General features: G+C 66.7%; 14 protein-coding genes. 10 read left to right on the forward strand and 4 right to left on the reverse strand.

The annotated features are described in order from the left end of the window. Positions 1 to 36: 36 nt before the first annotated feature. Positions 37 to 1,323: an alpha/beta hydrolase family protein gene (locus tag ACFC25_RS13770; RefSeq protein WP_376046001.1), complete on the reverse strand. Its 1,287-nt coding sequence runs from the start codon at positions 1,321 to 1,323 to the stop codon at positions 37 to 39. Between the two features lie 134 nt (positions 1,324 to 1,457). On the opposite strand from ACFC25_RS13770, the gene ACFC25_RS13775 reads away from it, so the two are divergent. From ACFC25_RS13775 to ACFC25_RS13815, 9 genes are all read left to right on the forward strand, one after another. After that, complete coding sequence (locus ACFC25_RS13775) at positions 1,458 to 1,949, forward strand: hypothetical protein (RefSeq protein ID WP_337347827.1); 492 nt, start codon at positions 1,458 to 1,460, stop codon at positions 1,947 to 1,949. Positions 1,950 to 1,963: 14 nt separating this feature from the next. Then, positions 1,964 to 2,512 carry a peptide-methionine (R)-S-oxide reductase MsrB gene (gene msrB, locus ACFC25_RS13780; protein ID WP_376046004.1) on the forward strand — a complete coding sequence of 183 codons (549 nt, stop codon included), beginning with the start codon at positions 1,964 to 1,966 and terminating at the stop codon, positions 2,510 to 2,512. A gap of 166 nt (positions 2,513 to 2,678) precedes the next feature. Continuing rightward, a complete protein-coding gene (locus ACFC25_RS13785; protein WP_376046007.1) occupies positions 2,679 to 4,046 on the forward strand; it encodes a DUF6421 family protein in 1,368 nt (455 codons plus the stop codon). A 14-nt stretch (positions 4,047 to 4,060) separates the two neighbouring features. Further along, the gene (locus ACFC25_RS13790) at positions 4,061 to 4,810 is read left to right on the forward strand and encodes an SDR family oxidoreductase (protein WP_376046135.1); all 750 of its coding nucleotides are present in this window, start codon (positions 4,061 to 4,063) and stop codon (positions 4,808 to 4,810) included. 30 nt (positions 4,811 to 4,840) lie between these two features. Continuing rightward, on the forward strand, positions 4,841 to 5,947 hold the full coding sequence (locus ACFC25_RS13795) for a low specificity L-threonine aldolase (RefSeq protein ID WP_337347860.1): 1,107 nt from the start codon (positions 4,841 to 4,843) through the stop codon (positions 5,945 to 5,947). Positions 5,948 to 6,008: 61 nt separating this feature from the next. After that, entirely contained in the window at positions 6,009 to 6,659 is a 651-nt protein-coding gene (locus ACFC25_RS13800; protein ID WP_337347824.1) for a DUF3000 domain-containing protein, read from the forward strand. A 39-nt stretch (positions 6,660 to 6,698) separates the two neighbouring features. Then, a complete protein-coding gene (locus ACFC25_RS13805) occupies positions 6,699 to 8,045 on the forward strand; it encodes an HRDC domain-containing protein (RefSeq protein ID WP_337347823.1) in 1,347 nt (448 codons plus the stop codon). Between the two features lie 121 nt (positions 8,046 to 8,166). Then, the gene (locus tag ACFC25_RS13810; RefSeq protein WP_376046011.1) at positions 8,167 to 9,444 is read left to right on the forward strand and encodes a thiolase family protein; all 1,278 of its coding nucleotides are present in this window, start codon (positions 8,167 to 8,169) and stop codon (positions 9,442 to 9,444) included. Further along, entirely contained in the window at positions 9,441 to 11,615 is a 2,175-nt protein-coding gene (locus ACFC25_RS13815; RefSeq protein ID WP_376046014.1) for a 3-hydroxyacyl-CoA dehydrogenase NAD-binding domain-containing protein, read from the forward strand. Before ACFC25_RS13810 ends, ACFC25_RS13815 begins: the two co-directional genes overlap by 4 nt. Positions 11,616 to 11,668: 53 nt before the next feature. Here the strand turns inward: ACFC25_RS13815 and ACFC25_RS13820 are convergent, their stop codons facing one another. Genes ACFC25_RS13820 through ACFC25_RS13830 form a run of 3 tightly spaced genes read right to left on the reverse strand, consistent with a single transcriptional unit; the run spans position 11,669 to position 14,950 of the window. Continuing rightward, on the reverse strand, positions 11,669 to 13,339 hold the full coding sequence (locus ACFC25_RS13820; protein ID WP_376046017.1) for an ABC transporter ATP-binding protein: 1,671 nt from the start codon (positions 13,337 to 13,339) through the stop codon (positions 11,669 to 11,671). Between the two features lie 2 nt (positions 13,340 to 13,341). Beyond that, the gene (locus ACFC25_RS13825) at positions 13,342 to 14,085 is read right to left on the reverse strand and encodes an energy-coupling factor transporter transmembrane component T (protein WP_376046020.1); all 744 of its coding nucleotides are present in this window, start codon (positions 14,083 to 14,085) and stop codon (positions 13,342 to 13,344) included. A 10-nt stretch (positions 14,086 to 14,095) separates the two neighbouring features. Continuing rightward, the gene (locus tag ACFC25_RS13830) at positions 14,096 to 14,950 is read right to left on the reverse strand and encodes an ECF transporter S component (protein WP_376046023.1); all 855 of its coding nucleotides are present in this window, start codon (positions 14,948 to 14,950) and stop codon (positions 14,096 to 14,098) included. Between the two features lie 276 nt (positions 14,951 to 15,226). Between ACFC25_RS13830 and ACFC25_RS13835 the strand changes: the two genes are divergently transcribed. After that, entirely contained in the window at positions 15,227 to 16,651 is a 1,425-nt protein-coding gene (locus ACFC25_RS13835; RefSeq protein ID WP_376046026.1) for a mycothione reductase, read from the forward strand. The last annotated feature ends 22 nt before the right edge of the window (positions 16,652 to 16,673 follow it).

Below are 16,673 nucleotides of genomic sequence, written 5' to 3' on the forward strand. Positions count from 1 at the left end.
AGATGTCGTTTAGACGCCTCAAAACGACATCTGCTGCTACTTAGTTGGGCTAACCGTGAGGCTTGTCTGGCCGGGGTTGACCCTCGGCGCCAGCTGCTGCCTGAGCCACGCCTTGACGAGGCGCTCCCAGCGGGCGGGATCCACGTTCCATTCCTTGGTGTGCCGAGCGTGGTTGAACGTTTCGAAGGTGACCATTTCCGGGTTTCGTTCGGCCAGCAGGGCGGATGGTTCATAGGGCACGTATTCGTCGTCGACGCTGTGCACAATCAGGGTGGGCGTGCGCAGTTCAACAGCCCGGGCCACCCAGTCCATGGCTTTGAGGTCCACCGGTGCCGAGAGCCCGGTGAGCCGGCGCCCCAAGGGGTGGCCGAGCATCAGCTGGCCATACCGACCCACGAGGGACGGGATCCTGTTAATCTCCGCATGGTGGGCCAGGACGTTGACCCAGTTGATGACCGGAGCGTCAAGGACCATGGCCCGGATCAGGTGGCGGTACCGGGACAGATCCGCCGTCTGCAGGCAGATAGCGCCTCCCATGGACCAGCCAAAAAGGACTATCTCTTCGGCCCCATTTCCCAATGCGTACTCGATGGCGGCTTCGATGTCGCGCCATTCTGTTGATCCAAGTCCATAGCGTCCGTCGTCGGCTGAAGGCGCCAGTCCGTCATTCCGGTAGGACACCAGCAGGCTGGTCAGACCCAGTTCCAGGGCGGGACCGACGGCGCGCAAGGCCTCCTGGCGGGTGGCTCCCCTGCCGTGCACCATCACAGCCCAGGTGCGGGATGTGCCGCCCGCCCGCACCAGCCACGCCGGCGCCTGCCCGCCGTCGACCTCAATCAGTACATCCTCGGACGGGAGGCCGGCGGCCTCCGGGGTCGGATAGAGCGCGCCGCTCCACCAGCCGCGGTGGGCGCTGTCGAGGTCGCCGCTGTAGACGGCTTCGACCTCACGGAGGACCGTGCGTTCCGCGGGTGAGTACGACACGATGCGGCCAATGCGGGCGTGGCCCTTGCCGCCGTCGAAAAAGAACCCATACACGCCGTCCACGGTGGTGTCCGGGGTGGCCGCCAGGATGACCTGCCGGCCCTCGCCTTCACGGATGACAGCCAGCACTTCCTGGTCCGCCGCCCGCCGCGGTGCAGGCGTAATGACCCTGCGCGCGAAGTACAGGGCCAGGGCTGACGACCCCGTGGCCAGCAGTCCCGCCAGGGCACCGCCCCCGATCACACCGCCGATGGTCCACTTGGCCCGCAGTGACATCCCGGCGTCGGCAGCGGGGGCAACGGTGGCCTTTGGGGCAGGGGTCCGTGTAGAAGAAGCCATGGGTCCATTCTTACCGTCCTTGGCCCGTGCGCCATATTCCGCCACTCCTGGCCCGGACAGCGGAGCGCCGGGCCCGCCGGGGCCCGCCGGGGCAAATGGATGCAGCGGCACAGGCACAGGACTAGGCTGATGGCATGAGCGATCCCATCGTCATCCTGACCGAAGAACCCCTGGGCGCGGACGACCGCGTCAACATAGAACGGCTGGTGAACGGGGCGGATGCGCGCCTTGTGCTGCTGGTCCCGGCCAACACGGAAAGGCACCTGCTGGTGGACTTCCTGGAGCATCTGTCGCTCCTGGAGATTTCCAAGGCGTTCCGGGAGCTGACCAGCCATGCCCCGGATCCCACAGTGGAACGGGCGGAGGCATCAGAGACGCTGGCTGTGTCCCTGGGCGCCCTCGAGGGACTCGGGGCCGGAGTGACCGGCGAGGTAGTGGACGGCGGGGCGGTTAAGGGTCTGGTCGCGAAGGTCAAGGAACTCGGGGCAACACAGGCCGTAGTGGTCACCCGCCCGCACGCTGTTTCAGACACGTTCCACACCGACTGGGCCAGCAAGGCGCAGGACCAGTTGGGCATTCCTGTCCTGCATCTCTATGCGGGCTCGGGATTTATCGGTGACTCGTAAGCGTTGAACAGGCTATGAGCATCTTCGGAAACAAGATTTTTGGCAACAAGGCGACGGATTCCATCCGAGAGACGCTTCCGGCGGACCATCCCGCCGGCGCGGGCGTGAAGTCGGACGCGCAGTGGCGGCAGGAGCTCACTCCCGAGGAATACCACGTGCTCCGCGAGGCCGGCACGGAACGGCCGTATACCGGCGAATACTGGGACACCCACACCTCAGGGGTTTACCAGTGCCGGGCCTGCGGCACTGAACTCTTCACCAGTAACGAAAAGTTCGATTCGCATTGCGGCTGGCCCTCTTTCTGGGCACCACTGGCGGAAGGGACCGTCCGGTACATCCACGACCGGACGCTGGGGATGGAGCGCATTGAGGTGCGCTGCGCCACCTGCGACTCACACCTGGGGCACGTTTTCGAGGGCGAAGGCTATGGCACGCCGACGGACCAGCGCTTCTGCATCAACTCGGTCTCGCTAAAGCTGGTGCCCCGGGATGAGCAGGGCGGCGGGGATCAGGACGGCGCGGAACAGCATGGTGGGGACGGCCAGTCCGGTACAGCGTCCTGAACTGCGGCGACGCCCGCGCCAGCCACGGCCGGCGCTGGAGCTGGATGCGCTTTTGCGCCACCTGAGGCTGAGAACTTCTTATGCTTAGCCATATTTTGCATTAGGAAGTCTGGTTGCTTGCTACGCTCACCGTAGATGCCCAAGCAACCCAGAAAGGCTGCCTCCAATGACTGAAACCACGATCATGGCCCCCGCGAGGATTTCCGCCGACAATCCCGGCTGGCTCCGGCTCAAGGCTGCCGCCACCTCGCTCCAGCTGCTCCAGGCCCAGGACGGATCCATCCCGGACCAGGACGGGCACGCAGCAGCCGCCGTCCACGTCGCAGCGATCGTTGAATCCATTGAGGAACTGGTGCCCCGGTTCCCCCACGACGCCGACTATCTCGCGGCAGTGATCGCCGACTTCCGGGCCTGGGCCGACGCCGGTTTCGGCATTCCGGACTTCCTGGCGTCGCTGCTGTCGTTCCAGCCGCAGGAGCAGCGCCAGGACGGCCTCCAGCACCTGGTGGTCTTCCCCATGTACACCCAGAACGGCAGCAGCAGCCGTCTCGTGGAGGCGGTGCTGATCGAAGTCATCTGGCCGGAGTTCATCGCCGCCCTGGAAGCCGGCGACTACTCCAACCGGCTCTTTGTGCCCATCCGCTTCCTGGACTTCACGCCCGGGTACAACACCAACTCGGCGGTCCTCTTCCCGGAGACGGTGGCCGTCCGCGAGACGCCTACCTTCACCTGGGGCGCCATCTTTGCCGACCGCGAGGCCGCCCGGTTCCGTCGTGTCCTGCGAGCCGCTGCCGAGATCACACGCCTTGAACTGCCGGCCGGCGCCGCGGAACTCCTCGAGGACCAGGAGCTGACCGAGGCGACTTTCGTGATGTGGGACCTGATCCACGACCGGACCCACATGCGCGGAGACCTGCCCTTTGACCCGTTCATGATCAAACAGCGCATGCCGTTTTTCCTCTACTCCCTCGAGGAGCTCCGCTGCGACCTCACGGCCTTCCGTGAATCGGTCCGGATTGAAAAGGACGAGGACGCCGGCCCTGAAGCCCGCCGCCACGCCAAACTGGTCCAGTACGCCATCATCTTCGACCGGATCTTCCGTTTCGCCATCACCGGCAGCAGGGTCCGCAACTACGACGGACTGGGCGGCCAGCTGCTGTTCGCCTGGCTGCACCAGCACCACGTCCTCCACTGGACGGACAGCAGGCTCAGCATCGACTGGGACCAAGTGGCGGAAGCGGTCATCGCCCTCGGGGCCAGGATCGATGAGCTGTACTGGCGCTCCATCGACCGGCCTAAAATGGCCCACTGGCTCGCCGCATACCAGCTGATCTCCGGTACGGTCACCCCGCACCCGGCCTCCGTCTGGGCGAAGGGACCGGACGCCCTCCCCCTCGCCGGAGCGCCCCGCGGCCTCACGGACCAAGTGCTCGATGACGAATTCCCGCTGTCCATGTTCTACGAGGCACTGGAGAAGAAGATGCGCCCGGTCATCGAATCCACTGCCGGCATCACTGGCAGTTCCGCGCTGTGAGTGCAGCCGATGCGATGAAGGCAAACATCCCGGACAGTGAAGCGACACTGAACGTGCTGGTCACCGGCGGCAGCGGCGCGTCCGGCATCGCCGTGGCCGGCGCGCTCCACCGTGCCGGCCAGCGGGTCTTCACCGTTGGCTCGGACCGGGCCCGCATCGAAGCGGCAGCAGGTCGGGCGGGTGACGGCGTCACCCCACTCGTGTGCGATCTCGCCGACCTCGCGGCTGTCCAGAGCCTCCGGGATTCCGTCGCGGAAACCGCCGGGCGAATGGACGCCGTCATCCACCTGGTGGGCGGCTGGCGCGGCGCGAAGGGCATTGCAGACCAGAGCGACGCCGACTGGGACTTCCTGGAGCGAGGCGCCATCACCACGCTCCGCAATGTGTCCCGGGTCTTCTACGACGACCTTGCCGCCTCCGGAACAGGCAGGTTTGCCATGGTCTCCTCCACGGCCGTGGACAATCCGACGGCGGCCACAGCCAGTTACGTGGCAGCCAAAGCCGCCGCCGAAACCTGGACCATGGCCATGGCAGAAGGCTTCAGCCGCGCCGCCTCCAGCGCTGAAGGGGAGGGCGCTGCCCCCTGGAGTGCCGCCGTCGTACTTGTCGTCAAGGCACTCGTTGATGCGGACCTCCGCCTGCAGCATCCGGAACGGAAGTTCCCCGGGGCCACCGACGTCGAAGACCTGGCTGCCGCCGTCGTTGGCCTGTTCAGCCGGCCGGCACACGAACTGAACGGCCGCAGGCTCCTGCTGGCCACCTGACCTCCCTAGACTGAAAGCGTGAACAAAGCGATGACAACCACAGCCGATTCCGGCGCGCGTACCGCCGGCCGCCTGCATGACCCGTCCGTGCGCGGCTTCGCGTCGGACAACTACTCGGGCGTCCATCCCGAGGTCCTCGCCGCCCTCGCGGCCGCCAACGACGGTCACCAGGTCTCCTACGGCGAGGACGACTACACCGCGCGGCTCCACGGACTGCTGGAGGACCATTTCGGCGCTGGCATCGAAAGCTTTCCGGTGTTCAACGGGACGGGCGCCAACGTGCTGTCGCTGCAGTCCCTGCTGCCCCGCTGGGGCGCCGTCATCTGCGCCTCCACCGCCCACATCAACATGGATGAAAACGGCGCTCCCGAACGGATTGGCGGGATCAAGCTCCTGCACGTCCCCACCCCGGACGGAAAACTGACGCCGGAGCTGATCGACCGCGAGGCGTGGGGCTGGGGCGACGAGCACCGCGCCCAGCCATTGGCCGTCTCCATCACCCAGACCACCGAACTGGGCACTTGCTACACGCCCGCTGAAGTCCGGGCCATCGCCGACCACGCCCATGCACGGGGCATGAAGCTCCACATGGACGGGGCAAGGCTTGCCAACGCCGCGGCACACCTGCAGGTGCCGCTGAGGGCATTCACGCGCGACGCCGGCGTGGACATCCTGTCCTTCGGCGGCACCAAGAACGGGCTGCTTTTTGGTGAAGTGGTAGTGGCCCTGAACCCGGAGGCCGCCCATGGCCTGGTCTACCTGCGCAAGATGAACATGCAGCTGGCATCGAAGATGCGGTTCATGTCCGCCCAGTTCATCGCACTCCTGGAGGATGGCCTCTGGCTCCGTTCGGCATCCCACGCCAACGCGATGGCCACCCGCCTGCGTGCGGCGGTGGACAAGATCGAGGGGGTTCAACCAACCCAGAAGACTGAATCCAACGGAGTGTTCGCCGTCCTCCCGGAGGGCGTAGCGGACAGGCTTCGGGAATCTTTCCGTTTCTACGACTGGAACGAAGCAGCCCGGGAAGTCCGGTGGATGTGTTCTTTCGATACAAGCGAGGAGGACGTTGATGATTTTGTGGCCGCAATCCGCCAGGAGCTGGCCGCCTACAACGCAGGCAATGCCGCCACGTAGCAAAAGGTGGCCGACGGCGAGCCTGCACTGCCTGTCCCCGGCTGTTGCGTAACCTGCGAAGGTGAACGCACTCGCCCAGGTTCCCCCGGAGTTTCTCCACGCCTTGGGAACCCTCAGGAAAGCACAATGCCGCAGCGAACTGCGCCTGGCGGAAATTCCGGCACCGGCACGCCTGGCTCCCTTCGCCGTGGCGCTGGGCGCGGAGGTCATGGCCTCCGGAACCGCCGGCACCACCGCACCCCTCCACGGACCTGCGGCGATGGCACTCGCCGCCGCGGCGGGGACGGAAGATGAGGAGGACACCGAGCTTGCCACCGGCCGGTTCATCCTGCTGCACGATCCCGACGGCTCCGCCGTCTGGGACGGCGAGTTCCGGATCGTGACCTACATCCGTGCGCAGCTGGAGCCGGAGATGGGCAACGACGAAATGCTGGGCACCGTGGCCTGGACCTGGCTCGTGGAGGCCTTGGAAAACCACAAGGCTCCCTACCGTGCCGCCGGCGGCACCGCCACCCGCGTCCTTTCGGAGAGCTTCGGCACCCTCGCCGACCGGCCAGGGTCAATCGACATCGAACTGCGCGCATCCTGGACACCTGCCTCATCTGACGTCACGGCCCATCTGGAGGCGTGGTCGGACATGGTCTGCACGTTTGCGGGATTACCGCCGCTGCCGGACGGGGTCTCGGCGCTGCCGAACCGGCGCCGGAACTAGTCCGGCCCTGGACCACCTTGTCGGTAAACTGAAGGCACCATGACCCCTCACATTCCGGATAACACCACAGCCGGCGCTCCGGCTGCTGACACTACTCCCCACATCACCGTGGACGGCTTCGACAGCCCCATCCCCGTTGTCATCGACCTTGATGCACCGCGCGACGGCGTGCCCTTGGTCATCGAAACGCAGTCCGGGCTGGAGCGGTGCGCCGCCGCCATCGCGGCCGGCACCGGACCCGCCGGGGTGGATGCCGAGCGTGCCTCCGGCTTCCGGTACGGCCAGCGCGCCTTCCTGGTCCAGATCCGCCGCGAAGGCTCCGGCACCTGGCTCATCGATCCTGAGCCCTTCGAGAACCTGGACATCATCAACGATGCCCTCCACGGGGTGGAATGGATCCTGCACGCAGCCAGCCAGGACCTGCCGTGCCTCTCCGAGCTGGGTATGTGGCCGGACAAGCTCTTTGACACCGAGCTTGCCGCGCGGCTCGCGGGCCTCCCGCGCGTTGGGCTCGCTGCGGTGATCGAGCAGCTGCTGGGATTCGGCCTGGCCAAGGAACATTCCGCCGCCGATTGGTCCACCCGCCCCCTGCCTGAACCTTGGCTGCGCTACGCGGCACTGGACGTGGAGGTGCTCACCGAACTGCGTGAGGAGCTCATCGAACTGCTGGAGGCCGACGGAAAGCTCGAATTCGCGGAGCAGGAATTCGCGGCCATCCTGGCTGCCGGCGTAGCCCCGCCGCGGGTTGACCCGTGGCGTAAGACCTCCGGCCTGCACCAGATCCGTGACCGGCGCCAACTCGCCGCGGTCCGAGAACTGTGGCTGGAGCGCGATTCGCTGGCGCAGAAACGCGATGTGGCGCCGGGCAGGCTCATTCCGGATTCCGCCCTGGTGGCGGCCGCGAAAGCCATGCCTTCCACAGTTCCCCAACTGCTCGGAACCAAGGGCTTCCACGGAAGGGCCGCCCAACGCGAGGCTCCGCGCTGGCTCCGCTGCATCGCGGCTGCCCGTGACCTGGCGGACCTCCCCCCGCTGCACCTGCCCACCAACGCCCCGCCGCCGCCTCGCGTCTGGGCCGATCGGGATCCGGAGGCTGCCGCCCGGCTGGCCACGGCACGGCCACTGCTGCAGGAGAAGGCGGAAGAAACGAACCTTCCGCTGGAAAACCTCCTGACACCGGACTACCTGCGCCGGATCGCCTGGCGGCCTCCCGCAGATATCACCGAAGAATCGGTATCCACGGAACTCCGCGACCTGGGCGCCCGTGAATGGCAGATCGGGCTGGTTGCCCCACTGATCACGGCGGCTTTCCGCAATCCCCAGCCCTTGCCGCCCAAGGAGCCCAAAGAACCGAAGGAGCCGAAGGCAGCCGCGGCAGCCGGGTAACTTCCCCTCAGCGAGCCTTGCACACTAAGTTACTGGCGAGTAACATAGGGTGCACTGCCGTCCGGACCAGTGCTGCCCCTTGGCCACTGACCGGCGCCAACGTCTCGATGAGGAGTTATACGTGAGCCACCACGGAAGCAGCGGAAATCCGCGCACTGTCCGCGACGTCGTCTTTGTTGACGGCGTCCGCACACCCTTCGGCCGGGCCGGCGACAAAGGAATCTACGCCGGAACCCGCGCCGATGACCTGATGGTCAAATGCATCCGCGAACTCCTCCGCCGCAATCCGTCCCTGCCATCGGAGCGGGTAGATGAAGTGGCCGTGGCCGCCACCACGCAGACCGGTGACCAGGGCCTTACCTTGGGACGCACCGCGGCGCTCCTGGCCGGCCTCCCCCGCACGGTCCCCGGGTTCGCCATCGACCGCATGTGCGCTGGCGCCATGACTGCCGTGACCACCACCGCCAGCGGCATCGGCTTCGGTGCCTACGACGTCGTGATCGCCGGCGGCGTGGAGCATATGGGCAACCACCCGATGGGCTCAGGTGCCGATCCCAACCCCCGCTTTATGTCCGAGCGGCTCGTTGATCCCGCCTCCCTGAACATGGGAAACACCGCAGAGAACCTGCACGACCGCTTTCCCGCCATCACCAAAGGCCGCACTGACGCTTACGCCGTCGCCTCGCAGGACAAACTCGCCGCCGCATACAGCAAGGGCCAGATCCAGCCCGACCTGGTGCCGGTGGCAACACTCAAGCCGGGCGAAGGCTGGAACCTGAACAGTGTTGATGAGCCACCCCGGCCAGGCACCACGCTCGAGGACCTGGCCGCCCTGCGCACGCCTTTCCGGGCCCACGGCCGGGTCACGGCAGGCAACGCAGCGGGCTTGAATGATGGCGCCACGGCTGCGCTCCTGGCTTCTTCCGAAGCAGCCGCAGAGCTTGGGCTGCCCGTGAAGATGCGCCTGGTCAGCTACGCGTATGCAGGCGTCGAACCCGAAGTCATGGGCATCGGACCCGTCCCCGCCACCGAGAAGGCCCTGAAGAACGCCGGGCTCACCATCGACGACATCGGACTCTTCGAAATCAACGAGGCTTTCGCCGTGCAGGTCCTGAGCTTCCTGGACCATTTCGGGATTTCCGACGACGACCCTCGCGTCAACCGGTACGGCGGCGCCATTGCGGTGGGCCATCCGCTGGCCTCCTCCGGCGTGCGGCTGATGAACCAGCTCGCACGGCAGTTCCAGGAGGACCCCTCCGTGCGCTACGGCATCACCACGATGTGCATCGGCCTGGGCATGGGCGCCACGGTCATCTGGGAAAACCCGCACCACGCCCAATACAGCGGAACCGCAGCCCCGCAGCAGACCGACGCCACTACCGAAGGAGCCGCAGCATGAGCGCCGCCGATTTCACCACGCTTGCCGAACTTTTCCCCGACGAAACCGTGACGCACTCCTACGTCCGGGACATCGAACTGCCAACTGCCCCCGGCACGTCCAGCCCCGGGACGTTTGCCCTGATCACGTTGGACAACGGCCTGGACCACTCCAAACCCACCACCCTTGGGCCCAACACACTGGTGGAACTCGGGATAGTCCTGGAGGGATTAAAGGAGCGGGCCGCCCGGGGCGAGATTGTGGGCGTGGGCGTGACCGGCAAGCCGTACTTCCTTGTTGCCGGGGCGGACCTTTCCGCCGTGAAGTCTTTGGAGAACAGGGAGCATGGCCTGTGGATGGCCCAGCTTGGACACGACGTCTACGCCACCCTCGCCAACCTCGGTGTCCCCAGCTTCGCGTTCATCAATGGTGTGGCCCTTGGCGGCGGCCTGGAGATCGCCCTGCAGTCCACCTACCGCACCGTGTCCACCGGCGCGGGGGCGCTGGCGCTTCCTGAAGCTGTGCTCGGCCTGGTCCCCGGCTGGGGCGGCGTCTACATCCTGCCACGGCTCACCGGGCCCGAGAACGCCGTCAAGGTGATGATCGAGAACCCGCTCAGCAACAACCGGACCCTCACCGGGCCGGAGGCTTTCCGGTTCGGCATCGCAGACGCCCTCTTCGAACCGGCGGACTTCCTGGAGCAGTCCCTCGCATGGGCAGCCAAGGTCATCACAGGTGGGGTGGTCCCGGAGCGGCCGAACGCCGTCGACCCCTCCGATCCCGAAGTTGCCGCACGCTGGGCCGCAGCCGTTAGGGCCGGCAGGGCGTTCGTGGAGGCCAAGACGTCCAACGCGTCCCCGGCACCGGCCAAGGTCCTGGACATCCTGGAAGCCAACCGCACTATGACGCAGGCAGAGTCCGCGGAGCTGGAATGCCAAACCCTTGCCGTGCTGATGCAGACCGACGAATTCCGCGCCACCGTGTACGCCTTCCTGGACCTGGTCCAGAAGCGTTCCAAGCGCCCGGCAGGTGCCCCGGACCGGAAGCTGGCACGCCCGGTCACGAAGATCGGTGTGGTGGGCGCAGGCCTCATGGCAAGCCAACTGGCGCTCCTGTTCGCGCGCCAGCTCAAGGTTCCGGTAGTGATGACCGACATCGACCAGGCCCGCGTGGACAAGGGTGTTGGCTATGTCCATGCCGAGGTGGATAAACTCCTCGGCAAAAAGCGGATCAGCCCGGACGCCGCGAACCGCACTAAGGCGCTGGTGTCGGGCTCCGTTTCCAAGGACACCTTTGCTGACGCCGACTTTGTGATCGAGGCCGTCTTCGAAGAGCTGAACGTCAAGAAGCAGGTGTTCGCCGAGGTGGAGGCGATCGTCTCGCCTGACTGCATCCTGGCCACCAATACGTCGTCTTTGTCCGTGACTGACATGGCTGCTGATCTTGAACACCCGGAGCGGCTCGTAGGATTCCATTTCTTCAACCCGGTGGCTGTTATGCCGCTGCTGGAGATCGTACGGGCTCCCAGGACAGACGACGCCGTGCTGGCCACCGCCTTCGAGCTCGCCAAGGGCTTGAAGAAGACGGCTGTGCTGGTCAAGGACGCCCCCGCCTTTGTGGTCAACCGGATCCTGCTGCGGCTGATGGGCGAAGTGACGGCCGCCTTTGACGAGGGCACCCCGGCAGAGGTTGCCGACAACGCCCTGCGGCCCATGGGCCTGCCGATGACGCCGTTCACCTTGGGCGCCATGGTGGGCCTGCCGGTGGCGCAGCACGTCCAGGAGTCCCTGCACGCCGCTTTCGGCGACCGCTTTCCGGTGTCCGCAAACCTGAAGAAGCTGATCGACAACGGCGTGAAGTCGCTGTGGGCCCCCGCGGCCGACGGAACGCAGGAAATCCCGGACTCCACCCTGTCGCTGATGTCGTTCGGTACCTCGCCGTCCACCGGAGACGAGGTGCTGCACCGGGTCCAGGATGCCCTGGCCGAGGAAATCGGCCTGATGCTGGAAGAAGGCGTGGTGGCAGGTCCGGAGGACATCGACCTCTGCATGATCCTCGGCGCGGGCTGGCCCATGTTCCTGGGCGGCATCACCCCGTACCTGGACCGGGTTGGCGCCTCCGAACGGGTGAACGGCAAGCGGTTCCTCGCACCGGGCACCGCATCCCGTTCCGCGGCGCCAGCAAGCGCGTAGCCTGCCCGTCCGGAACCGGCCAAGGCGTCAGGGAGCCGGGATCTGGCCCGGGATCACTGGGAGGTCAGCGCGCGGCCGGACTCCAGGTGCACCAGCCGATGCGCGAGGGACCGCGCGTACTCGAGGTCGTGTGTGACCAGCACGACGGCGGCGCCCTCCGCGGCGGCACACCGGACCACGCGGTCCAGGACCGCCAGTCCATGGCCGTCCAGGGCTACGGTCGGTTCGTCCAGGGCAAGGACAGACGGGCGCCTGGCCAGCACGGTGGCCAGGGCCAGCAGGCGCTGGTGGGACGCGGGAAGTTCTGCCGGATGCCGGCCGGCGAGGTGATCCAGGCCGACGGCGGCGAGGGCCTCAGAGACGGCCCGCTCGGTTGCTGAGTCATGGCAGTGCCTCGCGGCGGCTCCCTGCGCGGCCGTCCATCTAAAGACTGGCTGGCGGGCTGGTTTCCGGCGGACCGGCCACCGTTCCACGCCAAAGCGGACTTCCCGTTCCACGGTGCGCTCGAACAGCTGGTCCCGGGGCTGCTGGAAGAGGAGCCCGACGTCGCCGGACACCCTTCCCGTTGGGTGCCCGGCGATGTCCTGCCCCTTGACCAGGACCGTCCCGGCCGTGGGCTGGAGCAGGCCGTTGAGGTGCCGCAGCAGTGTGGACTTTCCGGCGCCGTTCGCTCCGGTGACAGCAACGATCTCGCCGGCGCGTACTTCCATGTTGAGGTTCTGAAGGACCACTGCCGCGGCGGGGTCCGGCTCTGTTTTGAGCCAGCGCCGGCGTTGTTGGCGGTAGCTGAACGAGACGCCACGCAGTTCGACCGCGGGCGGGCAGGGCACCATTGCTCCAAGGGCAGAGGCACTGAGAACGGTGGCACCAGCGACACGTACATCAAGGCCACGAGCACCGTTTCCCAGTGCTTCCGGGACCGGCAGGACACTGGCCCCCGTCCCCGGCCTCGGGCTCACTACGCCGGCCGTTGCCAACTCTCCGGAGCCGGCGACTTGGGCGGGCGTGCCCGTTATCGCCACCGTACCTCCGCTGAGCAGCACCCAGGTGTCGGCGTCGAGCAGCAAATCGTCCAACCTCTGGCTCAGGACCACGACGGCGGTGCCGTCCTTCACAAGGTTCCGCACCAGGAGCGCCAAACTTTCGGCTCCTTCCCGGTCAAGGGAAGCGAACGGCTCGTCCATCACCAGCACGGCAGGCCCGGAAATGACGGCGCATCCGATGGCCAGGCGGCGCAGTTCGCCGCCGGAAAGCCTTGCGGGGTCCTTGTCCAGCAGGTGGTCCAGGCCGACCCTTGACGCCGTGCGCCCAACGGCGGCGGCCATTCCGGCCCGATCCATTCCCACGTTTTCCAACCCGAAGGCCAACTCTTCGGCAACCGTTGCGCGGACGCTGGAGAGGGCCGCCACGGCGTCCTGCGGCACGAAGCCCACCACGCGGCCCCACGTGCCGGGGTTGATTCGTGGATCAGCTTCTCCCGTGAACTGCAGCCTCGTACCGCCAAGGTCGAGGAATCCCGTCAGGCTCCCACCATTGCCGGGAAGCAGCCACCCGGCAATCAGGCGTCCCAGTGTTGATTTGCCGCTGCCGGAGCCGCCCAGCACTGCCGTCAGTGTGCCTGCACCGAGGGAAAGGTCCACACCGGCGAGGACGGGTTCCGTATCGCCGGGATAAATGAATGTTTCTATCCCCGCAGCCAGTACGGGGGTGGAGCTTTCCGCCATCCTCAAGAACCCACCCATGACTGCCCGAGGCGGACTACTGTTGCCGCAGCGGCCGCGAGCAGGAGGACCAGGCGCAGCCGGCGCTGGAACGGCGGATCGGGCACCTCACGGTAACTGGTGCGCGCCCCGGGTCCGCCGAAGCCACGGGCTTCCAGTGCAGCCGCCCGGGTGCCGGCCTCGTCCACCAATGACAGGACCAGCGGCACTGCCTGCCACCGGAAAGCTGTCATTCGCCGGAAAACGCCCCCTGTGATGACCAGGCCGCGGGCCTCCTGGGCATGCCTGATCCTGCCCAGCCGTGTGGTGATGGCCGGCAGCAGGGTCAGGGTGGAGGCCAGCACAAACGCGAAACGGGCATGAACGCCCCGGGCGGACAATGAGGCGACCAAGTCCGGAACGCTGATGGTAAAGGAGCACAACAGCAGCACGAGCACTGACGCGGAGAGCTGGGTGGCCCGGTCGAGGGCAAACTGCAGCCCTTCCACGGTGACCCGCGCCGGTCCCCATTGCGCCAGGACGGCAGCGCCTTCGGGAAAGAACAGTCCATGCAGGATGAAGAGCGACAACACGAGGGGAACCAGAATTCCCGCAGCAGCCGCCGCCATCCGGCGTTCCACTCCCCCGGCGACCGACAAGCACGCTGCTGCGGCAATCACGGCGAGGGACAGCGGCAGGCTCGCTGCCGCCGTCGTCAGCACTGCCGTGCTGCCGGCGGCGGCCAGCGATGTAAACGGGTGGAGTTGCATCAGGGCAGGGTCAGGAGGCCTGGTCCGTAGGTGCGCCGGCGGTCTCTCTGGCGGGCCGGCCGGTTCCGTGGCCCGCCAACACGCGGTGGCGCGTCACGAAGGGGAACTGCAGGCGTGTACGGCGAGGCAGGGCATACACCAGGATGGCCACCAGGGTGAAGACGATGGCCTTGTCCATGGGATCCGAGATCAGGGCCTGCTTGGTAATGGCGGCCAGGAGCGTGTCTCCCATAGAGCGGAAGGCGCTCACGATGGCGCCGGTCGCCAGCCCCGACGTGCCGCCGAAGACAAAGGCGGCAATGGGCGCGGAGACAACACCCCCGATGATCCCGGTCAGGAAACCGGCCACCGGTGCCAGGTAAAAGCGGCGGAACAGTCCATACCGGGCGGCAAGGCCTGCCAGGCAGCCGATCAGGGCGGCGCCGGCAGCAAACGGGAGGACAGTCGGATTGAAGAAGGACCAGACGATACTGCTCAGCGCGCCTGTGGCGGCTCCGGCTGCCGGTCCAGCCAGGACCGCGATGAGGACCGTGCCGATGGCGTCAAGATAGAACGGCACCAGTGTGCTGCCTACAAACTGGCCCAGCACAATGTTCAGCACCAGCGCAACGGGAATCAGTACCAGCGTGGAGACGGGCAGCGTGGGCAGGACGGCAACAATCAGCAGGATGGCCCCGGCAAGGAACCCGGAGAGCGCGATCAGGGCCGAAGCGCTGCCCGGTCCGCCAGTGATGTCCGCGGGCTGGTTGAGCACAAGGTAGATGTAGGTGCCTGCGATGGCCAGTGCACCAAGGATTTCCAGCAACCGGCGTTTCCGGGCGGCGGCCGGGGTTGGGGATTCCAGCGTAAGGGAGGGCGATGACATGGCGTTCCTTCGAAGGTTCAGGCTGGGAAGCCCGGAAAGCCCGGGCAATGCGGAACGCCGCCTATGTCACCTCGGCGGCAACCGGCGCGTTTGGGTGCCGGCCGGTCCGCCATCCAGTCTACCGGCTGGTACCCCGCAGCTATCCGGCCGTTTTCGGCCGATTTCCGGCAGGCCGGCGTTCCGACGTCGGCCCAGGTCTGCCATAGACTCACGGAAAGGCCCACTCCACCACCCCACCCCCGCCGTCCTGCGGAGGACCTCACGAAAGGCGGATGCATGCCCCACTACGACCTGGTTATCATCGGTTCGGGATCCGGAAATTCGCTGATTACTCCGTTCTGGGACGGCAGGAAGGTAGCGATGATCGACGGCGGCGTGTTCGGCGGTACGTGCCTGAATGTCGGCTGCATCCCCACCAAGATGTTTGTCTACCCGGCCGGGCTTGCCGCCACGCCCTCGGAAGCGGGCCGCCTCGGTGTGGACCTGAGCCTGGATAAGGTTCACTGGAATGACGTGCGGGACAGGATTTTTGGCCGGATCGATTCGATTTCCGAGTCCGGCCGGCGGTACCGGGCGGATGAACTCGACAATGTGGACCTGTACCAGGACCACGCTCGGTTCACGGGTCCCAGGACGCTCGTCACGGATTCAGGCGTGGAACTCACCGCGGACCGGGTAGTAGTGGCCGCCGGTTCCCGGGCCGTCTTGCCCGAGGTTCCGGGGATCGGCCTGCCGCAAGTACATACCTCCGATACCGTCATGCGCATTGACGGCCTGCCGGGGAGAGTGGTGGTCGTGGGCGGCGGCTACATCGCGGCGGAGTTTGCCGCGGTGTTCCATGGCTTCGGCGCCGACGTCACCCAGGTAAACCGTTCCGGCAGACTGCTTCGCGGCAACGACCGGGAGATCGCCGGGCGTTTCGCAGCCGCAGCCGCCAGCCGCTGGCGGCTGGAGCTTGGATACGCGCTCCAGGCTGTGGAGGACAACGGCGACGGCTCGGTCACGGTCGTTTTCTCCGATGATGATGGCACGCCGCTTCGCATCCCGGCGGATATCGTCCTGATGGCCACGGGGCGGGTGCCTAACACGGACCGGCTGGGCGTGGAGGCTGCCGGCTTTGACCTGGACGGGGACCGCACCCTGTCCGTGGACCGCCACCTCAGGGTCCTCTCCAACGGGCAGCCTGTGGACGGCGTGTACGCCCTGGGCGACATCGCGAACAGCTACCAGCTCAAGCACGTCGCCAACCGGGAAGCCCGGGTGGTGGCGAACAACCTCGAACACCCGGACCGGCTCCGGCCCATCGACTACAGGGCAGTGCCGTTTGCCGTGTTCTCCAACCCACAGGTGGCTTCCGTCGGCCTGACCGAAGATGACGCCCGCTCGCAGGCAGCGCCAGGCACGGAAATCGTTACGGCGGTCCAGGACTACGGCTCCACCGCCTACGGCTGGGCCATGGAGGACGAGGAAGGGGTGGTCAAGCTCGTCGCCGAGAAGTCCACCGGACGCCTGCTCGGAGCCCACATCATGGGCCGCGAAGCCTCCATCCTCATCCAGCCACTGGTCCAGGCGATGGCCACGGACGTGCCGGTCCATACGCTGGCGCGCGGCCCCTATTGGATCCACCCGGCTTTGACCGAGGTGGTGGAGAACGCCTTGCTGGCCCTGGACGTGGACCTTCTTGACGACGCTCCGCTGTAGGACTGACAGGTCAATGCCGGAC

This window comes from Pseudarthrobacter sp. NPDC055928 (assembly GCF_042270935.1).
Lineage (GTDB): Bacteria > Actinomycetota > Actinomycetes > Actinomycetales > Micrococcaceae > Arthrobacter.